Consider the following 25,831-nt stretch of genomic DNA (forward strand, 5'->3'; position numbering starts at 1 on the left):
TGACAACCTTGCGATCTCAAAATCGCCCAGTGTTAGATTACTTGGTTGAGGCATGTCGGGCTGCTCGCCAGGGAGAACCTGTTCCATCCTTGCTGCCTACTGATACCCCCACCCCGTGAACGATTACCATTTTTTCACTCTGAACTAAGTGCAGTTGAGCCTGCTGCAAATCGTGCAACGCTTTGGCTAAATCTGCTGTTCGTTCCTCAACCCTGGCTTCTAATTGTTCATTGAGCTGCTGTAGCTCGTCCTTGGTTTGTTTAAAGGCGGTAATATCATTACGAATGGCGACATATTGATATGGCTTGCCGCAGCGATCGAGGAAAGGAACGATGGTGGTATCCACCCAATAGTATGTGCCGTCTTTTGCCCTATTTTTTACTTCCCCTATCCAAACGTTTCCACTGGAGATCGTCTCCCACATTTCAATGAAGAACGTCTGAGGGTGGTGTTTTGCATTAACGATGCGATGGGTTTGTCCTAAAAGCTCGGTGCGTGAGTATTGTGAAATCTCGCAGAACCTATCATTGACGAACGTAATCACACCTTTGCGATCTGTAATGGCTACAATAGAGGATTGATCAAGGGCAAATTTTATATCTGCAAGGTCTTTTAATGACTGTTGTAAAGATTCTTCGGTATGTTCTAGTTGCTCGACTCGTTCCCGCAGCGCTAAAACCTCATATCGAAGAAAATCACAACTCTCAGCAGCTAAGGAGACGGCAGGGTTATGCATGAGAGAGGGAGTGGAGTGTTATTGCTTCACTATTCCCGCCGGGCAGCGATATTCTACAAATTGTTACGCTTCAACACAGATATTTGAATTGCTACACGAACTGCCTGATTCAGCTAAATTTCGTAGTTAAGCTTTAATTACGTGCATTGTTCAGCTTGCGCTGGCTATCCCCTTCGGGCAGATCAAACCCGTTGGAGAGTCACCTGGAGCGATCGCCCCCCTGGAACGGGAACTGTATCATATTTGGCACGCAGGTCAATTGCGTTCTGTTCAAAAAAAACCTGGACGGCATTGGCACCCGTTCCGCCAGTGACACCAATCAACAGAACGTTGCCAACCGTCGTCTCTGTGTTATCAGGGAAACTCGAACGGGGTCTCACAGTAACTGACCTTAAACTCTGATGTTACGTACAGCTTAACGGTTAGCTCTTGGAAGGTTCCTTGCTTCTTGGAGGGTTGTTCAGCGTGGATAGGTTCAGCCCAAGCTCCAGAAGCTTTTCTCTCTATGGATCTGCTTTGCTACTTTCCAAACGTCCGCCATCCGTAAAGGATCGGCACAAAACTACAAGCTTAACGTTTGCTCTGGATATCATAGAAATAAAGGCGTTGCTGAATGGCTGGATGCAGGGTTGAGCGGCGATGCTCTGATCGTCCCGTACATCCTCCAATTCTGGGGAACTGTGAAGGTTCTCGAACGTTCGCTTAGCCTTGAGCAGTAGGGGCAAATTCATACCACGATTCTGCGATGCCAAACGATGTGTTTGCAACAACAGCGTACTAACGAAAGTTAGTCTTTACTCCTCAGCCTTGATATCCACTATGATCACTCCATCCTCTCCTCATGATTCGGGTGGCGGGAAGGATCTGGTTAACGCCTTTGCTCAGCTTTTCCGCCTGCCCGTTGCCATTCTGGCAGCGCTGGCAGGGTTTGCAACCGTTTATGCCCTTAACCCCACAGCACCGCCTTATCAATCTGTTTTAACCGCCACCGTTTTAGCCTGCATGTATGCAGCCGCTTGTGCCATCAATGACTATTGGGATTTAGACAAAGACCGCATCGATCATCCTGAGCGTCCACTGCCATCACAACGGCTTTCGCCGCAACAGGCGTATTGGGCGGCAGTGACGCTCTTTATTGCAGCGCTGATTGCTGCTGTGCCTCTGGGAACCTATGCCTTACTTCTGGTTGCAGTGAGCACGGTCTTACTGTGGCACTACTCGCATTTGTTAGTTTACAACGGCATCTTGGGAAATGGTATCGTGGCCGCCATTGTGGCGACTCTCATCTTTTTGGGCAGTGTGGTGGTCGATCGCCCCTTTGCCATGCTGTATCCAACCGCGTTCTTATTCTTTTACACCCTGGCTAAAGAAATTGTTTGGGATATACATGATGCTGAGGGCGATCGCCAACAAGGAATCGCCACCATTGCCAATCAGTTGGGCGATCGAGTTGCGTTTCTCTTTGCCTGGGGTTTAATTGACATCCTGATCGGATCAATCCCCATTGCGCTCCTGCTGCTACCCATGACCTCTCCTCTTCTATTTGCTCTCTTTTCGTTGAGCATGATGGTGTGCCTGGGGATGGGGTTGATTGCATATCAACAACAACGTAGCCAACGCGCCTACGAAAGCTTGATCGGTCTAGAACGCCTGAGTATGCTGTTGGGTGTAATTGGCATGTTAGGAACAGCGCCCCCTGATTGAGGCGACGGTGTGTACCTGGTTAACCGCTCCCATATCGTGCCCTGTTCGAGTAAATGTCTCGCTACAGCGATCGAGATGTGCCTGTGTATGAGCAAGCTAACTGTACACGAATCTGAGCCAGCCTTCCAGCCCGGTTGATTTCCCTATCTGAGCATAGAACCCATTTGAGATCTTTTCCCGTAATACCTGGCTTTAAAGGCAGCCGTTACTTTGTGATCAAGGGTAGAGCCTGGTTAACAAAGCTGTTGTCTACTAGAAAATGAAGGAAACCAGCTAGGCACAAGGCTTGTGGTTTCAGGATGAGATGTCAGAGGGGTTCTATAGAAAAGTGAAATTAGAGTGAAATTTCTTTCAGTCACAGGAGTGAGGTTTACCTTCCTTCAAAAGATAGAGATGAACCCCTATCTAAAACTGTAAATTTTAGAAGGAAAAATCAACCCGTAATACATAGCTCCTAGTGCATAAGCATGGTTTAAGCTGTTGTCTTCTCATCAACAGTCAATCCAATTCAGTGTGTAAGCCTCAATCTGGTGAATTACCGCTAGTAAAAAGAGGTATAGGGGTAGTTTCGGAAGAGGAGATTGTCCCTTTTCTTCGTCATCACCAACATGTAAATCCACTTGGCAGTGTTATCAATTGGCTGGGTAAGAAAAGAAATGTAAGAACAGTAGAGCAAATATTTCCATCAAACGGGTATTACTGATTTGCTCACGGCTTTCGCACAGTTTTGAACGCGAACTTTAAACTCTACATTCAAAACTACGTAAAGTTAGCACGCCGATTCAGTAAGCAACTTTCAAGGAAGCTCAGTTCGGAGATTTGCCTCATCTCCATCTAAATCTTTTGCTTCAAATTTAGGGTCAACGCGTTTGTACTAAACCTTTTGAGGATCATCCATGAGATTGTTCAGAAAACTACTTCCGATCGCGGCAGTCCCATTCTTTTCGTTGCTGTTTTCGACAATTGGCCGTGCACAGACCGCACCATTGCTGAGCGCAAGCGAATATCCAGATGGGCTGAACTTTGAAAATATCTTAGCTTACTCCCCATTGCAGCATGACATTATTTCCCATGTTTTGACCCTAGGCTATGCAGCACAAGCCGCAGGATTGGTCTATTTTTTGGCAACGCTCAGTAACATCGCGCCCCGCTACCGACTGTCTTCTGTTCTGTCTGCTGTCGTGATGTCATCAGCATTCCTTGAACTCTTTCAACTTTCGCAAAATTGGAACGATGCGTTTGTTTTTACAGACGGAGTGTGGCAACTTGGTACAGAAGCCTTCTCGAATGGTTTTCGCTACATGAATTGGTCGATCGATGTACCAATGCTATTGTTGCAACTCGTCGTCGTACTGGGATTAACGCGAAGACGCGCTGTCTCCTACGGTACCCAGTTTATCATTGGTGGACTGCTAATGATTTGGACTGGATATATTGGTCAGTTCTATGAAGTGACAAACCTCACTCAGTTTTGGATTTGGGGTGCTATTAGCACTGTGTTTTACATCTACGTCTTGTTTGTGATTGGACAAATGATTAACACTTCAGCAGACGCATTACCCAATCAGCCAGACAACCTTCCCAAAGCGATGAGGAACGTATTCTGGTACATTCTGCTAACCTGGACACTTTATCCTATTGCCTACTTGATACCAGTGTTATTACCAACGGCATGGGGCGCAGTCATTCGACAGATTATATACACGACGGCAGACATTTCCTCAAAAGTAATCTATGGCGCAATCCTCAGTTATATTGCCCGGAAGCGTAGTGAAGACTTGGCATATGAACCCGCAATTTCTACCGCTCGTCGATAGTTACAGCAAGAATGCCCAACGTTGTAGATTCGGCTGACTGAACAACAGCAACTCCCTGATAAAAGGATACGATTCTTGAGAAAATTAGCAGGTAGCAGACTTTGAGGGTATTCTGTTACAAACGTTTCAGCCTTGAAGATGATTGATTATTGGATCATCTTTGAGGCTGAAATGCTGTCAGTTCCCTTTGCTAGTACTACAGTTGTAGATTTGACGTTGAACGAAGCCGACGGTTGTAGTGATGAAATTTGGCAACGGCTTGGTGAATTCGTCGCCACGTAGACCAGTTCAAGATATACTCCACGCTCGGAGTCCAAGCTCATTGCGACACTGAGCATTTCTTCCAACTTGGTGGAAGCAGAACCAAAGACAACAGAGTAGGCAAGTTCTGTGGGATTGCTCACGCTGCGTCGTACCAGTAACCACCGATGCCACTGAGGTGCCATTAGGCAATTAAACCTGACCCATGCCCAATCATACATTCTGGAACCTTTGCTCCCATCGCCACAACTGAGTCTCACCCAATCACTAGCCGCTAGATCAGCCGCCACCGCATCGGCTCGATACTGCTTATCGCCAACCCATAAAGGCTCTTTCACCGAAACCGCTAGCACATACAGCAGTTCTCAATCGAGTCAGTCACAGTCTCGCCAAGTTGGGTGTGGGGTAGGGTTTGGAGTGTGGTGAATGCAAATGAAAATAGCTGTAAGTCAACTGCCGCTCAACGAGCAGGGCTGACTGACCATCCTTGGAACTGGCATGATTTCGCCACTTCAACAACAATTTGATGCACTGCCCTATTTTCATAAACATTTTGTAGATTCTCTAAGCTATATAGGTATGTAATTTGAGCAAGCGGGGGTGACATGATGCGATCGTTCGGTAGTGCTTTGAAACCGCCTCATCCTCGGTTTTGGCTTTGGAGTGCCACCCTGTTGACGGCGGGGATGGGGATGGTCAACCTGGTTTCGGCGGTGACTCCCAGTCTGCACGATCGGGTCAGATGGTTAGAAGATTTTTTTCCATTTCCGGTGCGGGCGGGGGCGCATGTATTTGCTGCTGTGATTGGTTTTTTGCTATTGGTGCTGTCTGCAAATTTGCTCAGGCGAAAACGGGTTGCCTGGTTGCTCACGGTTGCCCTGCTGACGCTTTCGATCATCAGTCATTTAATCAAAGGCTGGGACTACGAAGAAAGTATTCTGGCAGGAGTGTTGCTGGTGCAACTTTTGTTGATGCGCCAGCAGTTTACAGCCCAGTCCGATCGCCCTTCCGTTACTCAGGGGGTTCGAGGTTTAATAGCCGCACTGGTGTTTACGCTGGCATACGGTACGGTCGGGTTTTATCTACTCGATCGCCATTATTCAGTGAACTTTGATTTGGGTGCAGCTCTTCTACAAACGCTGGCGATGTTCTTCACCGATGATAATGCCGGGTTGCAGCCCACGGATCGATTTGGCAGGTTTTTTGCCGATTCGATTTACATCATTGGTGCGGTGACATTGAGCTATGGGGCATGGATGCTGCTACGTCCTGTACTGCTGCATTCGGATGCAACAAAGCGCGATCGCCAACGTGCCCAAACCATTGTTGAGCAGTATGGACATTCCTCCCTGGCACGGTTCACGCTGTTTGACGATAAAGACTATTATTTCAGTCCCTCAGGGCAAAGCGTCATTGCCTATGTACCCAAAGGTCGGGGAGCGATCGCTCTGGGAGACCCGATCGGCCCCCGTGGGGATCGGCAGGATGCGATCGCAGGCTTTCAGCAATTTTGTGCTCGCAATGACTGGTATCCAGCGTTTTATCAAACCTTGCCCGATGACTTAGACTTGTATGAATCGCTGGGGCTACACGCCTTACAAATTGGGGAAGAGGCGATCGTGGATCTGCATACATTTACCCTGGAGGGCAAGCCAGGAAAAAATCTGCGAACTTCAATTAATAAGATGGTCAAGGCAGGTCACAAGATTGAGTTTTATCCCCCACCCATTGAAAACAACCTGTTAAAGGAATTGCGATCGGTCAGTGACGAATGGCTTGAAATGATGCAAGGGTCTGAGAAAAAGTTTTCTCTCGGCTGGTTTAATGATGCCTATCTGCGGGACTGTGAGATTGCTGTAGTACGAAATGCGGATGGGAAAGTGACGGCTTTTGCCAATGTTATCCCTGAGTATCATCTCAATGAAATTACGATCGATCTAATGCGCCGTCGGCAGGATGTGGAACACGGCACGATGGATTTTTTATTTGTTTCCTTGTTTCAACACTTCAAAGATCAAGGCTATGACGGGTTTAACCTGGGACTATCGGCATTATCTGGAATCGGTATAGCTAAGCAATCGCCCCGGCTAGAAAAAGCGGTGCGCTATCTCTACACTCACCTCAACCAGTTCTACAATTTTCAGGGGTTGCACGCCTACAAAGAGAAGTTTCACCCTCGCTGGGAGCCTCGCTATCTAATTTATCCGGGCTGGTTTGCCCTTCCCGATGTAGTGGTAGCGATGGTCAGAGCCGATTCGGGCGATCGCCTTCTGGACTACTTAAAACCCACTGGCGGCTAGAAACCATGCTAAAACGATTTTTCCGCCTTTTGCCTTCCTTGATCAGCGTGATTCTGCTAATCGCGTCCATCTGGGTAATTCGTCAAGAACTTCAGCAATATGAGAGGGACGACATTTGGCGACACCTGGCGGCGATTCCCCGATCGAGTGTGGGTTGGGCGATCGCCCTTACCCTGCTCAGTATCCTCGTCTTCACTGGATATGATACCCTGGCTGCGCGCTATGTCCGTCATCCCTTACCCTACGCTCAAACGGCTCTAGCCGCAGCAACTAGTATTCCTGTCAGCAATAGTGTAGGACTAGCGCTGTTCAGTGGCAGTGCCATTCGCTATCGATTTTATGCAGCCTGGGAAGTGGCTCCCGTCAAAATCGCTCAAATCATTGCCTTTTGCAATCTCAGCTTTTGGCTGGGGTTGTTTAGTGTGGGTGGGTTTTTGTTTCTCATTCAGCCCATTGAAATTCCGACCAGCCTACATCTACCCGTTCAATCGACACAGCCCCTTGGCGTTATCTTTCTGAGTGTAGTTGTTAGCTATGTGCTGTGGAATGTATTCAGCCAGACAAGGTTGCAACAGGGAAGAATGATGATTCCGCAGGTGCCTATGAATCTGTGTATCGGTCAAATTGCCGTCTCTTCACTGGACTGGACGCTGGCAGCCACCGTACTCTATGTGCTGTTGCCCACCCATGCATCTGTTCCTTACGCAGCCTACTTTGGAATTTACCTGCTGGCGCAGTTTGCGGGTGTGGTAAGCAACATTCCAGGTGGATTGGGGGTGTTTGAAACGGTAATGCTGCTGTTGCTTCGTTCTGTGACTCCAAGCAGTGCCCTGTTTGGCTCCTTGATTGCCTATCGAGTCGTATATTATCTATTACCACTTGGCATCGCGGCCTTATTGGTTGCAGGATATGAAGTTTATTCTCGCCAGATAGATTGAATCGAGTTGAGAGAGAGAATTGGGGCGATCGCTCGCTGTAAGTTCGGTTAAGGTACGAAACCCAACATCCACGTTTTTTGCAGCGTATTTTTTGCAGCGCCGTGCGATCGCCTCTACAGAAAGAGATTAAGCACAGTACTTCTCTCCAAGTTGAACATCCATCAATACTCAGCAATTCAACGGCTATTGGGTGGGATGGAATCCTCCGTTCAGGAACGCCCTTCTGAACGTTGCTGAGTCATGCTATGAATTCGCGCCCTGGAGTCGTGCCAGTTTAGTGAGGCTGATATCACAGATCATGGTGATCACAGATCATGGTGATCACAGATCATGGTGGTTACAGATCATGGTGGTTACAGATCATGGTTGATAGTTAGCAGAAGACGTGCCACTCAGTTGTTTGAGTCACATCATGGTTACGTTGTGGCGATCGAGATGTCGTTTCAGCTCATCCTATCAATTCTCCAGCCACCAGATTCATCGATCCTGGGAAGAGTGTGTGAACTGCAAAAAAGCGGTTGCTCTCTTGCTGGGGGCGATCGCTTTCACAAGAAACGATAAGTAAAATTTTACCTCCAGCACAGTAACTCCTATAGCCAAACTGATTGATTTTTCAGGGGTGTACCGCTAAAGTGCTTTTATGATAGATTTTTGTCTATTGATAATTGCTTATTGATAGACTTTTGTCGATGGTTTGATTGGTTGCAAATCTCGTTTGCTTTTTCTAAGGATGGAGCGTTAACGTCTTGTTCGTTTGTATTCCCCTGAACGGCGCTTGCTAGTTCTGTTTCATAAGCGAGGACTTCTACTCTCAAGCCGCCAGACGCTCTTATCTTCATCAACTTAATACTGCACGTTCGTGCTCTAATTGCAGCCCTCATTAGGATTGTTAGGAGGTTTCATGTCTACTTTTTCTAACGTTTCTCGCCGGAGATTTCTTCTCACTGCTGGTGCATCTGCTGCCGGGTCTATATTTCTCAAAGGCTGCTTGGGCAACCCACCCAGCATGACCACAACCTCAACGGCAGAGGTGGCTAATGCTGCTGCCGTTGATATTAGCCCAGAACAAATGCCAGAAACGCCAACCGCCAAGTTAGGGTATATCCCGATTGTGGAGTCGGCACCTTTGGTAATTGCGAAAGAAAAAGGCTTCTTTGCCAAGTACGGCATGACCAATGTTGAGGTTTCAAAGCAAGCTAACTGGGCATCTGCGCGAGATAACGTCACCATTGGTTCTCAAGGGGGTGGCATTGATGGGGGGCAATGGCAGATGCCGATGCCGCATCTTCTCACTGAGGGAATTATCACGAACGGACAGAAAATTCCCATGTATGTCTTGGCGCAGTTAAATACGCAGGGAAATGGGATTGCGATCGCCGGTACTCACAAAGGAAAAGGACTCCAGTTAGATATTTCCAATGCCGCTGATTACATCAAAGGGTTTCAGAGCAGCCAGGGACGTAAGTTTAAGGCCGCACATACGTTTCCCAATGTAAATCAAGATTTCTGGATTCGCTATTGGTTTGCAGCAGGCGGTGTTAACCCCGATACCGATATCGACTTGCTAGCCGTACCACCCGCAGAAACCGTGCAAGGAATGCGTAACGGCAGCATGGATGCTTTTAGCACAGGTGATCCCTGGCCCTACCGCATCGTTACCGATGGGATTGGTCACATGGCGGCACTCACGCACCAGATGTGGAAATTCCATCCCGAAGAATATTTAGCCATCCGTGCTGATTGGGTAGACCAAAATCCCAAGGCGACGAAAGCGCTCTTAAAGGGACTCATGGAAGCACAGCAGTGGTGCGATCGCCCCGAAAACCGGGCAGAGTTGGTGCAGATTTGTGCCGGACGCAACTACTTCAATATCCCTACAGACGTTCTAACCCCACCCTACGAAGGTAAGTACGAGATGGGGGATGGTAATCAAGCGGTCAATGACATTAAAGCAGGGCCTCTGTATTGGAAAGATGATATCGGTAGCGTCTCCTATCCCTACAAGAGTCATGATCTGTGGTTCTTGACCGAATCGATGCGCTGGGGATTCCACCGCGATCGCCTCACTGATTTTGACGTAGCCAGAAAGATCATTGATGCGGTTAACCGTGAGGATTTGTGGCGAGAAGCCGCGAAGGAAGCCGGATTTGATGCCGACATTCCCGAAAGTACCTCTCGCGGGGTCGAGACGTTTTTTGACGGCAAAACGTTTGATCCAGAAAATCCAGACGCTTATATCAACAGCCTTGAGATTAAAACCGTTTAGTCGAGATAGGGGCGGGTTTGGCACAGAGGCTTTGCAATCCCGCAGATTCAAAACTCGCTCCTATAGAAGTGTTTGCCTCCACAACAGTAACAGGTAGACGTATTACGAACCTGTGAAGTCGAACAAGCCAACTTTCACTTAACGTATCCAATTCACACCATAGGGAGAAAACATGACTGTCAACACTGTCCGCAATGCAGGAGCAAATCCACTAGGACTGCTCAGCAATTTCTGGAGAAAGCAAGCGCCTAATATCATTCCTCCTGTTCTAGGAGTTTTAGGATTTCTGACGATATGGCAAATCTGTTCCAGTTCTGGATTAACCAGACTACCTGGCCCTTTAAGTGTCGTCACAGATGAACGGACGCGGACACTGCTGATGTATCCGTTTTACGACCTGGGAGGTTTAGACAAAGGCTTGTTTTGGCAAACCTTGGCCAGTTTAGGGCGGGTTGCCCAGGGTTATTCTCTGGCCGCATTAGTGGGCATTAGCGTGGGGATTCTGGTTGGCACACAGCCATTGGTCAACAAGGCGTTAGATCCGCTGTTTCAATTTCTGCGAATGGTTGCGCCCCTGGCGTGGGTGCCGATCGCACTGGTCGCTTTACAACAAAACCAACCGGCTGCCATTTTCGTGATTTTTGTCACGTCGGTCTGGCCTATCCTGATCAACACCGCAGAAGGTGTGAGACAAATCCCAGATGATTACAACAACGTTGCCAAGGTTCTGCAACTGTCGCGCAAAGAGTATTACCTCAACATTCTGCTTCCTGCCGCACTGCCCTACATCTTTACAGGCTTGAGGATTGCGATCGGACTGGCCTGGTTAGCGATTATTGCCGCAGAAATTGTGATGTCGGGAATTGTGGGAATCGGCTTTTTTATCTGGGATGCGTATCAGCAAAACTATGTTAGCGAAATTATCTTAGCGGTTGCCTACATCGGTGCCGTAGGCTTGTTACTCGATCGGGCAATGGCGTATTTGCAGAAGGTCATTGCTCCAACGGAACAGAAGTAGCCAGCGGTGAAGTGGCTGATTACTGTCTTAACAAACTTACGATCAATGACCAATTAAGGAGGACTAGAAACCGATGAGTATTTTTGTTGCCGTTGACCAAGTGGATAAAATCTTCCCGCTAACGGGTGGGGGTGAATATGTTGCCCTCAAAGGAATTGACCTCAAGATCAAGAAAGGAGAGTTTGTCTCGTTTATCGGTCACTCTGGCTGCGGTAAATCCACATTGCTCAACATGATTGCTGGTTTATCCGTACCCAGCGGAGGCATTGTCACTCTCGAAGGGCAACGCATTAAGCAACCGGGGCCAGACCGGATGGTCGTTTTTCAAAATTACTCCCTCCTGCCCTGGCGAACCGTTCGGGAAAACATTGCCCTGGCCGTGAATTCTGTGATGAAGGATTTACCCAAAGCAGAGCGCAAATCAATTGTTGATTATCATATCGATTTGGTCGGATTGCGCCCCCATGCAGATAAACCTCCCGCCATGTTATCGGGTGGACAAAAACAGCGGGTGGCGATCGCCCGGGCGTTAGCTATTCGTCCCAAATTATTGCTGCTGGACGAACCCTTTGGAGCACTTGATGCGTTGACCAGGGGGAATCTGCAAGAGCAGTTGATGAAAATTTGCGAGGAAAACAACGTGACGGCAATCATGGTGACCCATGATGTAGATGAGGCTGTGCTGCTGTCCGATCGCATTGTCATGCTCACCAATGGGCCAGGTTCTCAAATCGGTCAGATTTTGGAAGTAGATATTCCCCGTCCTCGCAAACGCATGGAAGTGGTGGAACATCCCAGCTACTACAGCTTGCGAAGTGAGATAATTTACTTCCTCAACCAGCAGAAGCGAATTAAGAAACTGCGGGCAAAGAAGACCGCCGTGATTGCTCGTCACGGGTTAGAAAAGGTTAACCTGGAGCTTGGCTTTGTTCCCCTGACGGCTTGTGCGCCCCTCGCCGTTGCCAAAGAAAAAGGGTTATTCCAAAAACACGGTTTGGATGAAGTGAACCTCGTGCGCGAAACCAGTTGGCGCGGCATTGTGGATGGGATTGCTGGCGGTTATCTAGATGCGGCACAAATGCCGTCGGGGATGCCCCTCTGGCTAACGTTGGGAGGCCATCAAAACAAATTCTTGCCTGTGGTCAGTGCGATGACCATGACTCGCAACGGTAATGCAATTACTTTAGATAAGCGCTTCTATGACCAGGGAATCCATACCTTGGACGATTTTAAGAGGATGTTGCTTGGTTCCCCAAACCGTCAGCATCGCATGGGGCTAGTGCATCCGTCTTCCATGCATAATCTGCTCCTGCGGTATTGGTTAGCGGCTGGAGGCATTGACCCCGATCATGATCTGTCTCTGCAAAGTATCCCTCCCGCGCAGATGATTGTCGATTTACAAAAAGGAACCATTGATGGCTTCTGTGTGGGGGAACCCTGGAATACACGGGCTGCAATGGAAGGCGTTGGCTTTACGGTTGCAACCGATCTGGAACTTTGGCCGGGACATCCTGGAAAAGTGTTAGGAGTGCGCGAAGATTGGGCAAATGCTTATCCCAACACCCACATTGCCCTGGTGAAAGCGTTACTCGAAGCGGGGCAATATTGTGCCGATCCGGCCAATGAACAAGAGGTGCGTCAAATCATTGCTCAGCGGGAGTACCTGAGCACAGATATGGCCTATATCCATCTGGGAAGCTCTAGCGAACCTATTTGTAGCCTCGACCAACCCATGCGTGAGTTTGCCCATCACCTGTTCTTTGGGGATGGTGTGAACCGTCCCAGCCGCACAGAACATCTGTGGCACATGACGCAATTAGCCCGTTGGGGGCATACACCCTTTCCCAGAAATTGGGTCGAAATCATGGAGCGAGTCTGTCGCGTCAGTGTGTTTAGCACGGCTGCACGTGAATTGGGTGTGCTGGACGTGAAATATACCAGCGGTTCAATTCAAATGTTTGATGGCACCGTATTTACTGCCGATGACCCAATTAGCTACCTCAACCGTTTGAACATTAAACGCGATTTTAGCATTGCAGAGGTTGTTCTTGATGCTCCTCGTTTGGCGATCGCTGCTTAGTAGAGGATCGGGGAGATAGGGAGGGTCAACTCGTTTCTTCCTCATTTCCCTCATTCTCCTCTAGTTTCCAATGATCTTGTCCTACACTCATACTGAAACAAAACCAATGCTCAACCGTCCTCTCAATTTTGCTGCTACCCAACCTGCCCTACCGTCCTTAAAGACCGCCACCAAACGCAGTTCTTTCCTGACTATTGAAGGAGTTTCCAAGGTTTATCCAACCCGTAAGGGGCCGTACACTGTACTTCAAGACGTTAACCTGACCGTAGATCAAGGCGAGTTTATTTGTGTGATTGGTCACTCTGGTTGTGGTAAATCTACCCTGCTGAATATGGTGTCGGGTTTTGCCAATCCCAGCAGTGGGGATGTGTTATTGCAAGGCCAGCGCATTACCAAGCCAGGGCCTGATCGAATGGTGGTGTTCCAAAACTATGCTCTGCTGCCCTGGCGAACGGCGTTTGAAAATGTTTACCTGGCGGTTAACGCAGTCCATCCTCATAAGTCTCAGGCTGAAAAAAGAGCGATCGTACGAGACCACCTGGCAATGGTAGGATTATCAGAGGCCGCCGACAAAAAGCCACCCCAACTCTCTGGTGGAATGCGTCAGCGGGTTTCGATCGCACGGGCGTTAGCCATTCGGCCTCAAGTATTGATTTTAGACGAACCCTTTGGTGCCCTGGATGCCATCACCAAAGAAGAGTTGCAGGAAGAGTTGCTAAAAATTTGGAACGAGCATCGCTGTACCGTCTTGATGATTACCCATGATATTGATGAAGCCCTGTTTTTATCCGACCGATTAGTTATGATGACCAATGGCCCGGCGGCAACCATTGGCGAAGTCATGGAAATTCCCTTCCCACGTCCGCGCGATCGCGCTTTGATCATGGAAGATCCACACTATTACACGTTGCGGAACCAGGCTCTAGACTTCCTCTACCATCGCTTTGCCCACGATGACGAATAATTCGCCATTCCAAAATTGGTTTCATAACCGAACGGCTGTATTGGCAACAATGCACCAGAAGGAACGAGTCATTGCTCCCATCCTAGAAGCCAAGCTTGGGGTACAACTCATGATGCCCCAAGGGTTAAATACCGATGAGTTTGGCACCTTCACCCGCGAGATCAACCGTCCTGGTGATCAACTCCATACGGCCAGACTCAAAGCTGAAAAAGCAATGACATTAACAGGGACAACACTCGCGATCGCCAGTGAAGGGAGTTTTGGCCCTCACCCGGCTGTTCCCTGGCTGGCCTGCGATCGCGAAATTGTGCTCTTGAGCGATCGCCACCATGACTTAGAAATAGTGGGCGAAGCTCTTTCGACAGAAACAAATTATTGCCATCAGCAAGTCACCTGTCTTGAGGACGCGATCGCATTTGCTCAGAAGGTGGGCTTCCCAACGCATGGTTTGGTCGCGATGTCCGATGCACAACCGATGCAGTCCTCTCAGGTCTTCAAAGGCATTACCAATGAGATTCAACTGCGAGAAACAGTGACCGAGTTACTGCAAAAGTTTGGACAGGCTCATTTGGAAACGGACATGCGAGCCATGCACAACCCCACGCGAATGGATGTCATTGCCCAAGCCACTCACGATCTAATTCAGCGGTTGAGCCAGTTCTGCCCGCAGTGTAGCTGGCCGGGATTTGCTCCAGTGGAACACAACGCTGGATTGCCCTGTGCCCTGTGCGGGTTTGCAACTGGCCTGCCTCTAACGGTGACCCACCGTTGCAAAAAGTGCAACTTCAGCCGCGTCACTTACTTTCCCGATGGTCAAACGTCAGCCGATCCGGCTCAGTGTTTGCGTTGCAATCCCTGATGGTTAATAGTCCATCTTATTAGGGGTTCGGGGTTTGGCATGGGCTTGCCGATGCTGCAAGCAACCGTCCTTTTGCTGCTGTTGCGCCATTTTCGCTTGATCCAGAAACGATAAGTAAATCTTTACCTTCAACATAGAACTCTCTATTTGATCTTTTAGATCGGCATCGCTAAAGTAGTTTTATGATAGATTTTTATCTATCAAAGATAGATAGCACATAGAATTTAACTAATACTTGAGCAGGCTATCTAGCTCGATCGCTCTTTGGGGTGCGATGAATCAAATTTTAGTCATTGTCAATGGCTAAAACCGCTCAGTCAATCATTTTGAATGGTTGATCAGGCTTATGTTGACCCTAAAAGTTTTGTTAGCGAGCTAAGTTTGCGTATTACACATCGGTTCTCTTAAAGTCCTACAGGTAAACTGCATGACCCAATCTCTGCTACACACCGTTTGGCTGATTCCTTGCTATGCGATCGCAGGTGCTATTGCGTCTGCCCTCTGGTCACCGGCGGTCATTCGTCGCACTGGGCCTCGTCCTGCGGGTTATATCAACCTGGGCATGACCCTTCTGGCCTTTGTTCATAGTCTGGCTGTCTTCCCAATGGTATGGCAGCACCCGGCTCAACACCTCTCTATATCGTGGTTACAGGTGGCAGGGTTAGATTTAACCCTCCCCCTGGAAATTTCTGCGGTGACTGTGGGTGCCAGTTTAGTGGTTACTGGCTTAAATTTGCTGGCGCAGGTCTATGCGATCGGCTATATGGAAATGGACTGGGGCTGGTCACGGTTTTTCGCACTTCTGGCACTATTTGAAGCGGGAATGTGTGGCCTCGTGTTCTGCAATTCCCTCTTTTTCAGTTATATCATTCTGGAAATTTTAACCCTGGGAACCTACTTGATGGTAGGCACCTGGTTTAACCAATCCCTGGTGGTGAGCGGTGCCCGTGATGCCTTTTTGACCAAACGGGTAGGCGATCTGTTCCTGCTGATGGGAGTGCTGGCAATTTACCCCCTGGCGGGTACCTGGGACTTCAATGAACTGGCGCAGTGGGCAGAAACCGTGACCGCCAACCCAGCACTGCGCGCTGCGATCGCTCCGGGAACCACCACTTTAGTTGGCTTGGCACTGTTGGCCGGCCCAATGGGAAAGTGCGCTCAGTTTCCGCTGCATCTGTGGCTGGATGAAGCTATGGAAGGCCCGGTTCCCAGTACCATTTTGCGAAACTCGGTGGTGGTGGCAACGGGTGCCTGGGTATTGATTAAGCTGCAACCCGTGCTGGCACTGTCTCCAGTTGTGCTGACGGCAATGATTACGATCGGAGCCTTAACGGCGGTGGGTGGCACGCTAATTGCGATCGCCCAAATCGATATTAAACGCTCCCTATCCTATTCGGTCAGTGCCTACATGGGGTTAGTTTTCATTGCAGTCGGCACTGGACAAACAGACGCGGCTTTGTTGCTCATCCTCAGCCATGCGCTGGCTCAGGGGCTGCTGGTAATGAGTACCGGGTCAATTGTGCTCAACAGCATCACTCAGGATCTTACCCAGTTAGGCGGTTTGTGGAGCCGTCGCCCCATTTCAGCGTTGTGCTGTTTGGGTGGTGTAGCGGGGTTGATTGGCTTACCTCCCCTGGGCGGCTTTTGGGCACTGCTGAAACTGGCAGATGGACTGTGGTCAACTCACCCCTGGTTGGTCGCAGTGCTGTTGCTGGTGAATGGGCTGACCGCATTTAGCATGGTGCGCGAGTTTGGGCTAATTTTTGCGGGTTCACCCCGACCAATGACCGAGCGATCGCCCGAAAACTTCTGGCTCATTACCCTACCAATGATGGTGCTTTTGGGCGTAACGCTGCATTTGCCGTTGCTGTTGCAGAGCCTTTCGCTGCTACCCAGTTGGGCTATGCTCAACAAAGACATGGCCTTGCTCCTGGTCTGGTCGAGCCTGACAGGCGGTGGAATTGGAGCCGTTGTTTACGTTGGGCAAAGCATTCCTAAACCCATTCAACTGCCCTGGAAACGGCTTCAAACCCTTTTTGCCTACGACCTGTACACGCCTCAGCTTTACCGCTCCAGCATTGTGTTTTTTGTGGATTGGGCATCTCGCATCACCGACTGGTTCGATCGCCAGGTTATTGACGGAGCTGTGAATCTGGTTGGGTTCGTTTCGCTCTTTAGTGGGGAAGCGCTCAAGTACGGCAACTCTGGACAGGGTCAGTTTTACATCCTCACGATCACCATTGGGCTGGCAGCGATCGCCCTGAGTCTTGGTTGGTCATTTGTCTTGCACTGATGTAAACCACCGAACGTCCTTCTTCCTCCGTCCTATTCCCTACTCATTACTCACTCGAAGATAATGCTAAGTACATTGATCTGGTTTCCGGTTCTCGGTGCGATCGCGATCGCCCTTCTTCCCCCGCGCCACTTGAAACTGGCTGCACTCATTATCAGTGGCCTGGTTCTGTTGTGGACGCTTTGGATTGCCAACCAGTTCGACTTTACCAATCCACTGCTTCAGTTTCGGGAATATTTGCCCTGGCTAGAACCACTCGGTTTGAACTATCAGTTAGGCGTGGATGGGCTTTCCCTGCCGCTGCTGTTGCTCAATAGTTTATTAACCTGGATTGTCCTTTACAGTAGCCAGGAAGACATTAAACGTCCCCGGTTATTTTACAGCTTAATTCTCCTGGTGAGCGGTGCGGTGGCCGGGGCATTTCTGGCGCAGAATTTGCTGCTGTTTTTCCTGTTCTACGAAGTGGAGTTAGTTCCGTTCTATTTACTAATTTCGATTTGGGGTGGCGAAAAGCGAAATTATGCTGCCATTAAATTTCTGCTTTACACGGCTGTCTCTGGCGCTTTAATTTTAGTGGCGTTTTTGGGGGTAGTCTGGCTGCAAGGAGCAAACAGCTTTGCCTACGAAGCGCTGATGGGACAATCGTTACCCCTGTGGCTACAGATTGTTTTCTTGAGTCTGGTGCTGGTTGGGTTTGGCATCAAAATTCCCCTGGTGCCGCTGCACACCTGGTTGCCCGATACCTATGTGGCTGCATCCGCTCCGGTTGCTATTCTTTTGGGTGGAGTGCTGGCAAAGTTGGGAGCCTACGGTATTTTCCGCTTTGGTTTGGGGCTATTTCCAGAAGCCTGGGCAACCCTGGCTCCGGGATTAGCCACCTGGGCAACGGTGAGCGTGCTGTATGGTGCAACTATTGCGATCGCCCAAAAAGACATCAAGCGCATGGTGGCCTACAGCTCGATCGGTCACATGGGGTACATCCTGCTGGGGGGTGCGGCATTAACGGCTTTAAGCCTGGTGGGAGCCGTGGCTCAGATGGTGGCACATGGGTTAATTCTGGCAATTTTGTTCCATCTGGTCGGTGTGGTAGAAACAAAAGTCGGAACACGCGATCTGGATGTTCTCAACGGTTTGATGAATCCGGTACGCGGATTGCCCCTGGTAAGCGCTCTGTTGGTTTTGGGCGGAATGGCCAGTGCTGGAATTCCTGGGTTAGTTGGCTTTGTATCCGAATTTTTGGTGTTCCAGGGCAGCTACTCGGTGTTTCCAGTGCAAACGCTGCTCTGCGTTGTTGGTACGGGGTTGACCGCTGTGTATTTCGTGATTTTGTTGAACCGCACCTGCTTTGGCAAATTGGACAATGCGATCGCCTACTTCCCCAAAGTCGAGTGGCGAGAACGCGTTCCGGCCTTGATTCTGGCTATCACCATCGTCTTTTTAGGAATTCAACCCACCTGGTTGGTGCGCTGGAGTGAATCCACCACCCTCTCAATGGTGGCCGCTGTTCCTATCCTGGCTCAACCAACGATCGCTCAGGCTTCAGAGGCACCTGAGGCTAGTTCAAACCCAGTTTCTCAAGGAGTGACAACACGATGACAACTGAAACCCTTTCCAAACCGCTTATTCCACCGTCTACCCACGAATTTGCTGATGTCATTCACCGTTTAGAAGCGGGTGGCTCTATGCTGCCCGACACGCCAGAAAACCTGATGCAAATCATTGGAATTTACAAGGCGTATGCGGTACCAATGGATTTTTACTGGCGGGACTTGCTTTACATTGCCGAGCATGTGTTTCTCAATCCATTACCTGCGCTTAAATACGTCCTGCCCCAAGAGTATCTAGACCTGCACAATCACTACGCTGGTGATGATGCCGACTTACGCATTTGGCGAGGGGAGGCGACTGCCCATCCAGAACTGCTGGAATTCATTGAAAAAGGAGAACTGAAGCAGAAATTACCCAAGCTGTTGCATCATTTGTGGCACGATCGCATCAATATGGAATTTGCCGAAGCCTGTATGCGAGCCATGTTCTGGCATCGGGGTATGGGTGGACAGTTTGACCCGTATCTGGATAGTGATGAGTACAAAGCCAATGCCGATCGCGCCATTCGAGCCTACTTCCAGGGCAACCCGCTGATGCTGGGACTGTATAACCTGTTCCCGGAAATGTTTTTGGAGCAGGTGCGAGAATTGTCCTACTATGCCAATTTAGGATTGTTCTGGGAAGTGATGGCACCTGTCTTTTTTGAGATGTCTGACCTGTATGATGAAGGAAAGCTGACGACCGTCCCAGAGGCTATGAATTTTCTGGTGAACGGCATTTTTGCGATCGCGGGTCGTCCCATTTATCATCACGTTTACATTCGGGGAGAATGCTACGAAATTATCCCCAAATCAAAGGGTTTTATGTGGCTGTACGAAGCGGCTCTTCCGTATGTGGAAGCAGTGTTCTACCGCACCTCTCCCTTCCGGGGTACCAAGTCTTACAACGCACAGGCCAGACAAGTTCCCACGGATCAAAAGGATTTTCACTACGGTATTCTCTATGCTGATGTGTTTCCCGTTGGTTCCGCAGGTATTCCGCCTACACTATTGATGCAGGACATGCTGCATTTCTTGCCGCCTTACTTGCTGGATTACTACAACCAATACTGCCGGGGCGAAGATGACATGCTGATTCAATTAGGAGTGAGCTTTCAGCGATCGATGTACAACGTCACCTCTGCGGTTATTCAGGCATTACGCACTGCATTGCTTTATCCTCTGGATGACCCCAACCCCAGGCATCTGATCGCCAATCGCCAGTTTTTTGAAGCACAGATCGATCGCTTCACCCGTCCAGAAGCTCGGCTACGAGACATTCAGAAACAAGACTATCGTTAGGCTGTTGGCCATTCGTTATGAGCCAACAACCAATGGTAACTGCTTTAACACCCTAAGCTACGAGGTCAATGGAATGGCTGATATTGTTGATATTGCTGTGAATGCAGACGGTTTCAAAACGTTAGTGACGGCAGTTCATGTTGCTAACTTAGTTGAGACTCTAAAAAGTCCAGGCCCCTTTACAGTGTTTGCTCCCAATGATGATGCCTTTGCCAAACTCCCCCCCGGCACCATACAAACACTGGTGCAAAACGCGCCTCAACTGGCTCGAATTCTGACGTTTCACGTGGTTCCTGGCAAGTGGATGAAAGCGGATCTAGAACAGGTAGATTCAGTCATTTCGTTTGAAGGGTCGCCCATTCGAATTGATACTTCGGATGGGTTTGAGGTTAAGAACGCAACGGTACTGGCTGCCGATATCGAAGCAGACAATGGGGTAATTCACGTTCTCGATCGCGTCATTTTGATGGGGTAGTTTAGAGGGCAATGCCGCTCTATTCAAGTCAATTTGGATAAGTAGCGGATAGGGGTGGATTCTCATTGATGCCCAATGACACCATGCAATCCCTAACTTTCTGTGGTTGCCATCTCACGGTTCTGTAATGCGTTAGCGGTTGCGGTGGCTGGATGTTGTGCTATTAGCACCGAGCAAGGAGCATGATGCATCACATAATTACTGACACTGCCCAAAACCAACTCGCTTACCCCTGAGCGCCCTCGACGACCCAGAATAATTAGATCGGCTCCCCAGGTACGAGCGATCGCACAAATTATTCGTCCTGGCTCACCAATGTTTTGGGTAAATTCGGTTGCAACTCCAACGGCCTCTGCTTCCGATGTGAGCGATCGCAATATTGCCAGTCTGCGTTTTTCATAGTCTGCGAGTTCTTCTTGCCAGCGCTGAAGAGCTTCATTGTAAAGCGCCGAGTAATACGCCTCAACAGCAGGGTAGATTGGCGCATGAGGATAATCTCTATCGACTGGATTTAGCACATGCAACAACAACAGCCTGCTACGCATTGCTTTTGCCAGGTCTAAAGCATTGTGAAAGACCTGCTCACTAAAATCAGAATCGTCGAGTGCCACCAAAATGTGGTGAAACATGGTTCTTCTCCCGTCTGTTTTACACGTCTCAAAATAAGCCTGGGAGGTTGAGCAAAATAGACGATTGGTTTTACACAATCCCCCAATCTAGATTTAATCCGCTCAGTCTCTCCAACCCTTGAGTTTCAGATGAAGCATCAAGAAGGCTGATGGCCGTTCTTTCGGGCTTTCTGGTGCTTCACACTATTAGTTATAGAAGAAGAGTTTGAGGAACTTGTGAGGTGTCTGGGGATGGACTCAATCCTTCAGCCGATTCAACCGCTGAAGTGCTTTCATTTGCTGCTGCAACAGTTGAGCGCGATGCAGGAACAGATTTCGCTCTGCTACTCGTCGTTGGGTATCGTCTTGAAATACAATGATCACGCCTGTTAGCTTTCCCCTATGCTCCATCAATGAGGCCATACTGTTGGTTACGGGACGCATTGTGCCATCCCTGGCAACGAGTAGAACCTGCTCATCCAGACAAAAAAGGCTGCCCTGTTGAATCGTTACCGTTGCCAAATTCTCGATTTGTACCTGCGTTTCCTCGTCAATGAGGTTAAACACAGTCATTAATGCTTGACCGTGCGCTTCGTTTTGCGGCCAACCTGTGAGAATTTCAGCCGTCCGGTTCAGGTAGTTCACCCGGCATTGGGTATCTACCACAATTACTCCATCGTTTATTTGTCGTAGCGCAACGTTCAGGAACTGCTCTCGTTCGTGACGGTTCAAGGCTGTTTCAATTGCCACATACAGTTCTTTCTCCTTGACCGGTTTGAGAATGTAGCCAAAGGGAAACGTTTCTTTGGCTCGCTCCAGGGTACTCCTATCAGAATGCCCGGTGACGTAAATAACTGGAATTTGCAGTTGGTTCCAGATATGTTCAGCCGCATGGATGCCATCCATTTGCCCCTGAAGCCGAATATCCATCAGTACTAAATCGGGTTGAAGCGCCCTTGCTTTTGCGATCGCCTCTTCGGCCACACAGGCAATGTCTAAAACGCTATAGCCCAATGCTTCCAGGTTCTCCTGCAACGTTGCTGCAATGATGTATTCATCTTCAACAATCAAAATGCGAACCATTTGGGAAGAACCAATGTGGGATTGAGTTGGGTTGCTCACCTTCATTTCTTTTGTTTTATAAACGTAATTCTAAACGTTGTCCCCTGTTCAGCATCCATAGCCAGGGTTCCCTGAAGCTGCTTGACCAGTCCTTGAATCAGAGAGATGCCCAGCGTTTTGGGTTGGTTAAAGTCAAAGCCTGAAGGGCAACCCACTCCGTTATCTCGTACGCTCAGCGTCAGGGTCTGGTTTTGGTTTTGATGCAGTGAAACTTGAATTTCACCCATTTGAGTCGTCGAAAAGGCGTGCTTTAGCGAATTGGATACCAGTTCATTGATAATCAAACCGCAGGGAATAGCTCGATCAATATCCAGTAAAACATCATCGACTTGAGTGATTAGTTTGATTTGCTTGGAGTGAATGTTGTAGGAATCAAACAAATGGGCAGTGAGATCGAGGATATATTGCGAAAAGTCGATGTTTGCCAGGTCGTCGGAGCAGTATAGCTTTTCGTGAACTAAGGCGATCGAGGCAATTCGATTCTGGCTCTCTTTTAACGTTTGTACAACCTGTGGATCGAGCGATCGCCGCACCTGCATTTGCAGCAACCCATCCACAATCCCCAGATTGTTTTTGACCCGATGGTGAATTTCCTTGAGCAATACTTCTTTCTCCTGAAGCGATGCTTTAATCTGCTCCTCTGCCCGCTTTTGTTCAGTAATGTCTTGCTGCACAGCGACCATTACAGTTCCATGCTGAGGATGCTGGAAGATCGAAGTGGTTGCTCTGCACCAAAAGGGTGTGCCATCTTTCTTGACATTATGAATCTCATAGGTGACCTCACCATCCTGAGTGACCGCCTCAGTAATCTTCTGATTGACCGCGACTGCACTGAGGGTTCCATCGCCATAGTTCACAATTGATACATGCTGATCGTTGAGTTCCCCTGCATGGTAGCCAAACATTTGCTCAAACTTGGGGTTGGCATAAACAATTATGCCATCAGCAACCCTGGCCATACAAACGCCTTCAGCCATATTGCTGACAATAATACTCTGAAGCTCTAGCTTCATCTCCGCCTGTTTTAGTCTGGTGATGTTCCTCAGGCTGATTACCACTCCAGAAATAGTCTGGCTGACATCAAAATATGGATCGCAGGTAATGCTTAAAAAGTGTGATCCGGATGCTGCAAAGTCTGCCCATAGTTCATACTGAACGGCCTGTCCTGCTAAACATTGGTCGAGCAGAGGCTGGATTGTGTTCAATATTGCCTGTGGCATGATGTCGTTGATGGAGCGCCCTATAATGTCGTCTTGCCGTTTGTTGTGCAAGTTTAGATAGGCTTGATTAACCACCTGGCAAACATAGCTGCGATCGAGTAACAAAATAGCGTCTGTTGTTGCTGATACAATTCGCTCGTATCGTTGGAGGGCTTCTTCAGCCCGTTTGCGATCGCTAATATCTGTGAGAGAGCCGACCGCCCGCAACGGGTTGCCCTGTTCGTCCCAGAGCGCCTGACCCTTTGCCAGTAGCCATTTGTAGCTGCCGTCTTTGCATCTCATGCGGTACTCACAGGTGTAGTTTGACGATCGGTGCTCCAGGTGTGCCTGAAACGTAGTGTGTACCCTGCTTACGTCTTTTATGTGAATATACGTAAGCCATTTGTCAAATGTATTACTTTCATTATAACCGTATCCTGTTAACTCCAGACAGCGAGGAGATAGATAGTGTTCGTTCGTTTGCAGGTTGTGATCCCAGATGCCATCGTTGCTGCCAGAGATCGCTAGCTGCCACCGTTCTTCGCTCTGGCGTAGAGTTTCCTCTGTCTGTTTGAGGTCATTGATATCTAGCCGAATGCCATTCCAGATCACCCGACCATCGTCCAAGCGGCGAGGAGTGGAACACAACCGCAACCAGCGGATCTCTCCACTGGCTGACCGCTCTCGCACCTGAATATCAAATAAGGACAGATTCCGAGCCGATTCCTCTCCTTTTTGAATTACATAGGGAAGGTCATCTTCCACCAGGAGATTAAACATGAGTCTAGAGTCTGCTATGACGGCTTCTGGCTTTAGCCCACTTGCTCGCTCAATGCCAGCACTGACGTAGGTAAAGCGATAGCAACCATTCTGTTCGCGCATCAGTTGGTACAGGTAGCCGTTGGGAATGTTGTCTCCGATCGCCCGCAAAAAGGCTTCTTGCTCTTGCAATGACTGTTCTGCTCGTTTGCGATCGCTGATATCCGTTACCCGCACCAGGTGCATCATCCGTTCAGCCACCGTAATGGACTTGGCTGCGATATTCCCCCAGAAGACATGGCCCTGGCAGGTCACATACTCAATTTCTCGGCTCCAAAACCCCTGCGACTGTATGTCTGCCGTAATGTCATTCAACTCATCCTGAGAAAAGGGATAACGTTGCAGTGTATGTCCTTCAATGCCAATTAAACTAGTTTTATCAACCGCTTGAAAGAGGTCTACCGCCTGTCGATTGCAATCAAGGGTGAGTAAGGTTTGCGGATCGACCAGAAATAGAGCATCCGCAGATTCATTAAAAATAGCCTCTCGTAAATCTCTGGTACGAATGAGTTCTGCTTCAATGCGCTGGCGTTCTGCAATGTCTTTTAGGAGCCAATCGTCCACAACTAAAGCGGTGGAAAGTGCCAGTATTTTGGGCACAGTTGGCACTAGCAGCACTGCTGTCGAGATGGAAACCGTAGCCGTCATCAATTGGATTGCTCCAGCCAGCCAATAGTCTGGATGCCAGATCGTCCAGATCGACATCAGGTGAGTGGCTCCATTGGCCGTGAGAAAGGCGCTAAACAGCAGCAAGACCCAGTTGAACGGCAGGTCTTGCTGCCGACGAACAATGTACAGCGTTAGTGGAATGGAGCAGGAGGCAAGGGCAATCAAGGCATCTGAAAGAACATGTAGCCCCACAAACTCAGGCTTCCAGAGGCTGTATTGCCGATCAGCAAGCAACAGACCAGCTTCTAAGAGGGATTTAATAGATTCAGTGGCATCCTTTCCCAAATCCATACTTTAACCTCCTAATGCCTTAATCATTCCTGGCGAGACGAGCAATGAAGGATAAAGAACTGTTTTTCCTTACAAAAGTTTATAAATTTGGTACAAAAGTAACTCGATCGCTCTTAGCTCGACTTTATCCATTTGAAATTGAGGCCATTCTTACAGCAGTTCTCAATCGAGTCAGCCACAGTCTCGCCAAGATGGGTGTGGGGTGTAGGGTTTAAGGCGTGGTGAATGCAAATGAAAATGGCTGTAATTCAGTCTGGATCAAGCTCAGGTTCTAGACCGTTTCAAACATCAGATACCACCGACATTGAAAAACGTCAGGAGCGGATTCTGAAGTGCCAGAACTAGCAATGACAATAGGTTCTAGAATTTGGATACAGTCGAGCTTAGAGGTTGCTTAGAACGTATCAAACGTGCGAGGGCGTAGCATTCGGCTCATGAGAACTCTTCTGACGAAGGTAGCTCTGATGAGCAAACAGCGCATTGGACAAAAGCCGACTGAGTCGATGTTTTGTACCTTGCATCAG

Annotated in this window: 20 protein-coding genes; 14 read left to right on the forward strand and 6 right to left on the reverse strand. The window is 48.9% G+C overall.

The window, feature by feature from the left end; translation table 11 throughout:
- Positions 1-37: 37 nt before the first annotated feature.
- The gene (locus IQ268_RS24260) at positions 38-736 is read right to left on the reverse strand and encodes a PAS domain S-box protein (protein ID WP_193884599.1); all 699 of its coding nucleotides are present in this window, start codon (positions 734-736) and stop codon (positions 38-40) included.
- 182 nt (positions 737-918) lie between these two features.
- Positions 919-1,116: a hypothetical protein gene (locus IQ268_RS24265; RefSeq protein ID WP_193884601.1), complete on the reverse strand. Its 198-nt coding sequence runs from the start codon at positions 1,114-1,116 to the stop codon at positions 919-921.
- Positions 1,117-1,555: 439 nt separating this feature from the next.
- Between IQ268_RS24265 and IQ268_RS24270 the strand changes: the two genes are divergently transcribed.
- The 10 genes from IQ268_RS24270 (at position 1,556) to IQ268_RS24315 (ending at position 14,943) form a co-directional block, all read left to right on the forward strand.
- Entirely contained in the window at positions 1,556-2,440 is an 885-nt protein-coding gene (locus IQ268_RS24270; RefSeq protein ID WP_193884603.1) for a geranylgeranylglycerol-phosphate geranylgeranyltransferase, read from the forward strand.
- A gap of 896 nt (positions 2,441-3,336) precedes the next feature.
- Complete coding sequence (locus IQ268_RS24275) at positions 3,337-4,257, forward strand: bacteriorhodopsin (RefSeq protein ID WP_193884605.1); 921 nt, start codon at positions 3,337-3,339, stop codon at positions 4,255-4,257.
- Positions 4,258-4,395: 138 nt separating this feature from the next.
- Positions 4,396-4,539, forward strand: coding sequence for a hypothetical protein (locus tag IQ268_RS24280; RefSeq protein WP_193884607.1), 144 nt, complete (start codon positions 4,396-4,398; stop codon positions 4,537-4,539).
- A gap of 584 nt (positions 4,540-5,123) precedes the next feature.
- Complete coding sequence (locus IQ268_RS24285) at positions 5,124-6,818, forward strand: phosphatidylglycerol lysyltransferase domain-containing protein (protein ID WP_228035680.1); 1,695 nt, start codon at positions 5,124-5,126, stop codon at positions 6,816-6,818.
- 5 nt (positions 6,819-6,823) lie between these two features.
- Positions 6,824-7,756 (forward strand): lysylphosphatidylglycerol synthase domain-containing protein, encoded by a 933-nt coding sequence (locus tag IQ268_RS24290; RefSeq protein WP_193884609.1) that lies wholly within the window; start codon positions 6,824-6,826, stop codon positions 7,754-7,756.
- Between the two features lie 901 nt (positions 7,757-8,657).
- Positions 8,658-10,022, forward strand: a complete 1,365-nt coding sequence (locus IQ268_RS24295; RefSeq protein ID WP_193884611.1) for a CmpA/NrtA family ABC transporter substrate-binding protein — start codon at positions 8,658-8,660, stop codon at positions 10,020-10,022.
- Between the two features lie 172 nt (positions 10,023-10,194).
- Positions 10,195-11,040, forward strand: a complete 846-nt coding sequence (gene ntrB / locus IQ268_RS24300; protein ID WP_193884613.1) for a nitrate ABC transporter permease — start codon at positions 10,195-10,197, stop codon at positions 11,038-11,040.
- A 73-nt stretch (positions 11,041-11,113) separates the two neighbouring features.
- Positions 11,114-13,120, forward strand: a complete 2,007-nt coding sequence (locus IQ268_RS24305; RefSeq protein ID WP_193884616.1) for a nitrate ABC transporter ATP-binding protein — start codon at positions 11,114-11,116, stop codon at positions 13,118-13,120.
- A gap of 106 nt (positions 13,121-13,226) precedes the next feature.
- Complete coding sequence (locus tag IQ268_RS24310; RefSeq protein ID WP_193884618.1) at positions 13,227-14,084, forward strand: nitrate ABC transporter ATP-binding protein; 858 nt, start codon at positions 13,227-13,229, stop codon at positions 14,082-14,084.
- A complete protein-coding gene (locus tag IQ268_RS24315; protein WP_193884620.1) occupies positions 14,074-14,943 on the forward strand; it encodes a DUF6671 family protein in 870 nt (289 codons plus the stop codon). The genes IQ268_RS24310 and IQ268_RS24315 overlap by 11 nt, the downstream gene beginning before the upstream one ends.
- Before the next feature lie 3 nt (positions 14,944-14,946).
- Here IQ268_RS24315 and IQ268_RS33090 read toward each other — a convergent pair whose 3' ends face one another.
- Entirely contained in the window at positions 14,947-15,078 is a 132-nt protein-coding gene (locus tag IQ268_RS33090) for a hypothetical protein (RefSeq protein WP_255527262.1), read from the reverse strand.
- Positions 15,079-15,370: 292 nt separating this feature from the next.
- Here IQ268_RS33090 and IQ268_RS24320 point away from each other — a divergent pair, with 292 nt between their 5' ends.
- The 4 genes from IQ268_RS24320 (at position 15,371) to IQ268_RS24335 (ending at position 20,599) form a co-directional block, all read left to right on the forward strand.
- Positions 15,371-17,236, forward strand: a complete 1,866-nt coding sequence (locus IQ268_RS24320) for an NAD(P)H-quinone oxidoreductase subunit F (RefSeq protein WP_193884622.1) — start codon at positions 15,371-15,373, stop codon at positions 17,234-17,236.
- Positions 17,237-17,299: 63 nt separating this feature from the next.
- Entirely contained in the window at positions 17,300-18,832 is a 1,533-nt protein-coding gene (locus IQ268_RS24325; RefSeq protein WP_193884625.1) for an NADH-quinone oxidoreductase subunit M, read from the forward strand.
- Complete coding sequence (locus IQ268_RS24330) at positions 18,829-20,124, forward strand: CO2 hydration protein (protein ID WP_193884627.1); 1,296 nt, start codon at positions 18,829-18,831, stop codon at positions 20,122-20,124. The genes IQ268_RS24325 and IQ268_RS24330 overlap by 4 nt, the downstream gene beginning before the upstream one ends.
- 73 nt (positions 20,125-20,197) lie before the next feature.
- Positions 20,198-20,599 carry a fasciclin domain-containing protein gene (locus tag IQ268_RS24335; RefSeq protein ID WP_193884629.1) on the forward strand — a complete coding sequence of 134 codons (402 nt, stop codon included), beginning with the start codon at positions 20,198-20,200 and terminating at the stop codon, positions 20,597-20,599.
- Positions 20,600-20,691: 92 nt separating this feature from the next.
- Here IQ268_RS24335 and IQ268_RS24340 read toward each other — a convergent pair whose 3' ends face one another.
- The 3 genes from IQ268_RS24340 to IQ268_RS24350 all read right to left on the reverse strand — a co-directional run bounded on the left by IQ268_RS24340 (position 20,692) and on the right by IQ268_RS24350 (position 25,307).
- The gene (locus tag IQ268_RS24340; protein WP_193884631.1) at positions 20,692-21,228 is read right to left on the reverse strand and encodes a universal stress protein; all 537 of its coding nucleotides are present in this window, start codon (positions 21,226-21,228) and stop codon (positions 20,692-20,694) included.
- 237 nt (positions 21,229-21,465) lie between these two features.
- On the reverse strand, positions 21,466-22,329 hold the full coding sequence (locus IQ268_RS24345) for a response regulator (RefSeq protein ID WP_193884633.1): 864 nt from the start codon (positions 22,327-22,329) through the stop codon (positions 21,466-21,468).
- A 2-nt stretch (positions 22,330-22,331) separates the two neighbouring features.
- Entirely contained in the window at positions 22,332-25,307 is a 2,976-nt protein-coding gene (locus IQ268_RS24350; RefSeq protein ID WP_193884635.1) for a PAS domain S-box protein, read from the reverse strand.
- Between the last annotated feature and the right edge of the window lie 524 nt (positions 25,308-25,831).

The organism is Oculatella sp. LEGE 06141, from assembly GCF_015207605.1.
In the GTDB taxonomy this organism is placed as follows: Bacteria; Cyanobacteriota; Cyanobacteriia; order Elainellales; family Elainellaceae; genus Oculatella.

Bases quoted from the DNA above. Each gene is read 5' to 3' on its own strand.
- IQ268_RS24260 (WP_193884599.1), bottom strand. From the start codon at position 736: ATGCATAACCCTGCCGTCTCCTTAGCTGCTGAGAGTTGTGATTTTCTT.
- IQ268_RS24270 (WP_193884603.1), top strand. From the start codon at position 1,556: ATGATCACTCCATCCTCTCCTCATGATTCGGGTGGCGGGAAGGATCTG.
- IQ268_RS24275 (WP_193884605.1), top strand. From the start codon at position 3,337: ATGAGATTGTTCAGAAAACTACTTCCGATCGCGGCAGTCCCATTCTTT.
- IQ268_RS24280 (WP_193884607.1), top strand. From the start codon at position 4,396: ATGATTGATTATTGGATCATCTTTGAGGCTGAAATGCTGTCAGTTCCC.
- IQ268_RS24285 (WP_228035680.1), top strand. From the start codon at position 5,124: ATGATGCGATCGTTCGGTAGTGCTTTGAAACCGCCTCATCCTCGGTTT.
- IQ268_RS24290 (WP_193884609.1), top strand. From the start codon at position 6,824: ATGCTAAAACGATTTTTCCGCCTTTTGCCTTCCTTGATCAGCGTGATT.
- IQ268_RS24295 (WP_193884611.1), top strand. From the start codon at position 8,658: ATGTCTACTTTTTCTAACGTTTCTCGCCGGAGATTTCTTCTCACTGCT.
- ntrB (WP_193884613.1), top strand. From the start codon at position 10,195: ATGACTGTCAACACTGTCCGCAATGCAGGAGCAAATCCACTAGGACTG.
- IQ268_RS24305 (WP_193884616.1), top strand. From the start codon at position 11,114: ATGAGTATTTTTGTTGCCGTTGACCAAGTGGATAAAATCTTCCCGCTA.
- IQ268_RS24310 (WP_193884618.1), top strand. From the start codon at position 13,227: ATGCTCAACCGTCCTCTCAATTTTGCTGCTACCCAACCTGCCCTACCG.
- IQ268_RS24315 (WP_193884620.1), top strand. From the start codon at position 14,074: ATGACGAATAATTCGCCATTCCAAAATTGGTTTCATAACCGAACGGCT.
- IQ268_RS33090 (WP_255527262.1), bottom strand. From the start codon at position 15,078: ATGTTGAAGGTAAAGATTTACTTATCGTTTCTGGATCAAGCGAAAATG.
- IQ268_RS24320 (WP_193884622.1), top strand. From the start codon at position 15,371: ATGACCCAATCTCTGCTACACACCGTTTGGCTGATTCCTTGCTATGCG.
- IQ268_RS24325 (WP_193884625.1), top strand. From the start codon at position 17,300: ATGCTAAGTACATTGATCTGGTTTCCGGTTCTCGGTGCGATCGCGATC.
- IQ268_RS24330 (WP_193884627.1), top strand. From the start codon at position 18,829: ATGACAACTGAAACCCTTTCCAAACCGCTTATTCCACCGTCTACCCAC.
- IQ268_RS24335 (WP_193884629.1), top strand. From the start codon at position 20,198: ATGGCTGATATTGTTGATATTGCTGTGAATGCAGACGGTTTCAAAACG.
- IQ268_RS24340 (WP_193884631.1), bottom strand. From the start codon at position 21,228: ATGTTTCACCACATTTTGGTGGCACTCGACGATTCTGATTTTAGTGAG.
- IQ268_RS24350 (WP_193884635.1), bottom strand. From the start codon at position 25,307: ATGGATTTGGGAAAGGATGCCACTGAATCTATTAAATCCCTCTTAGAA.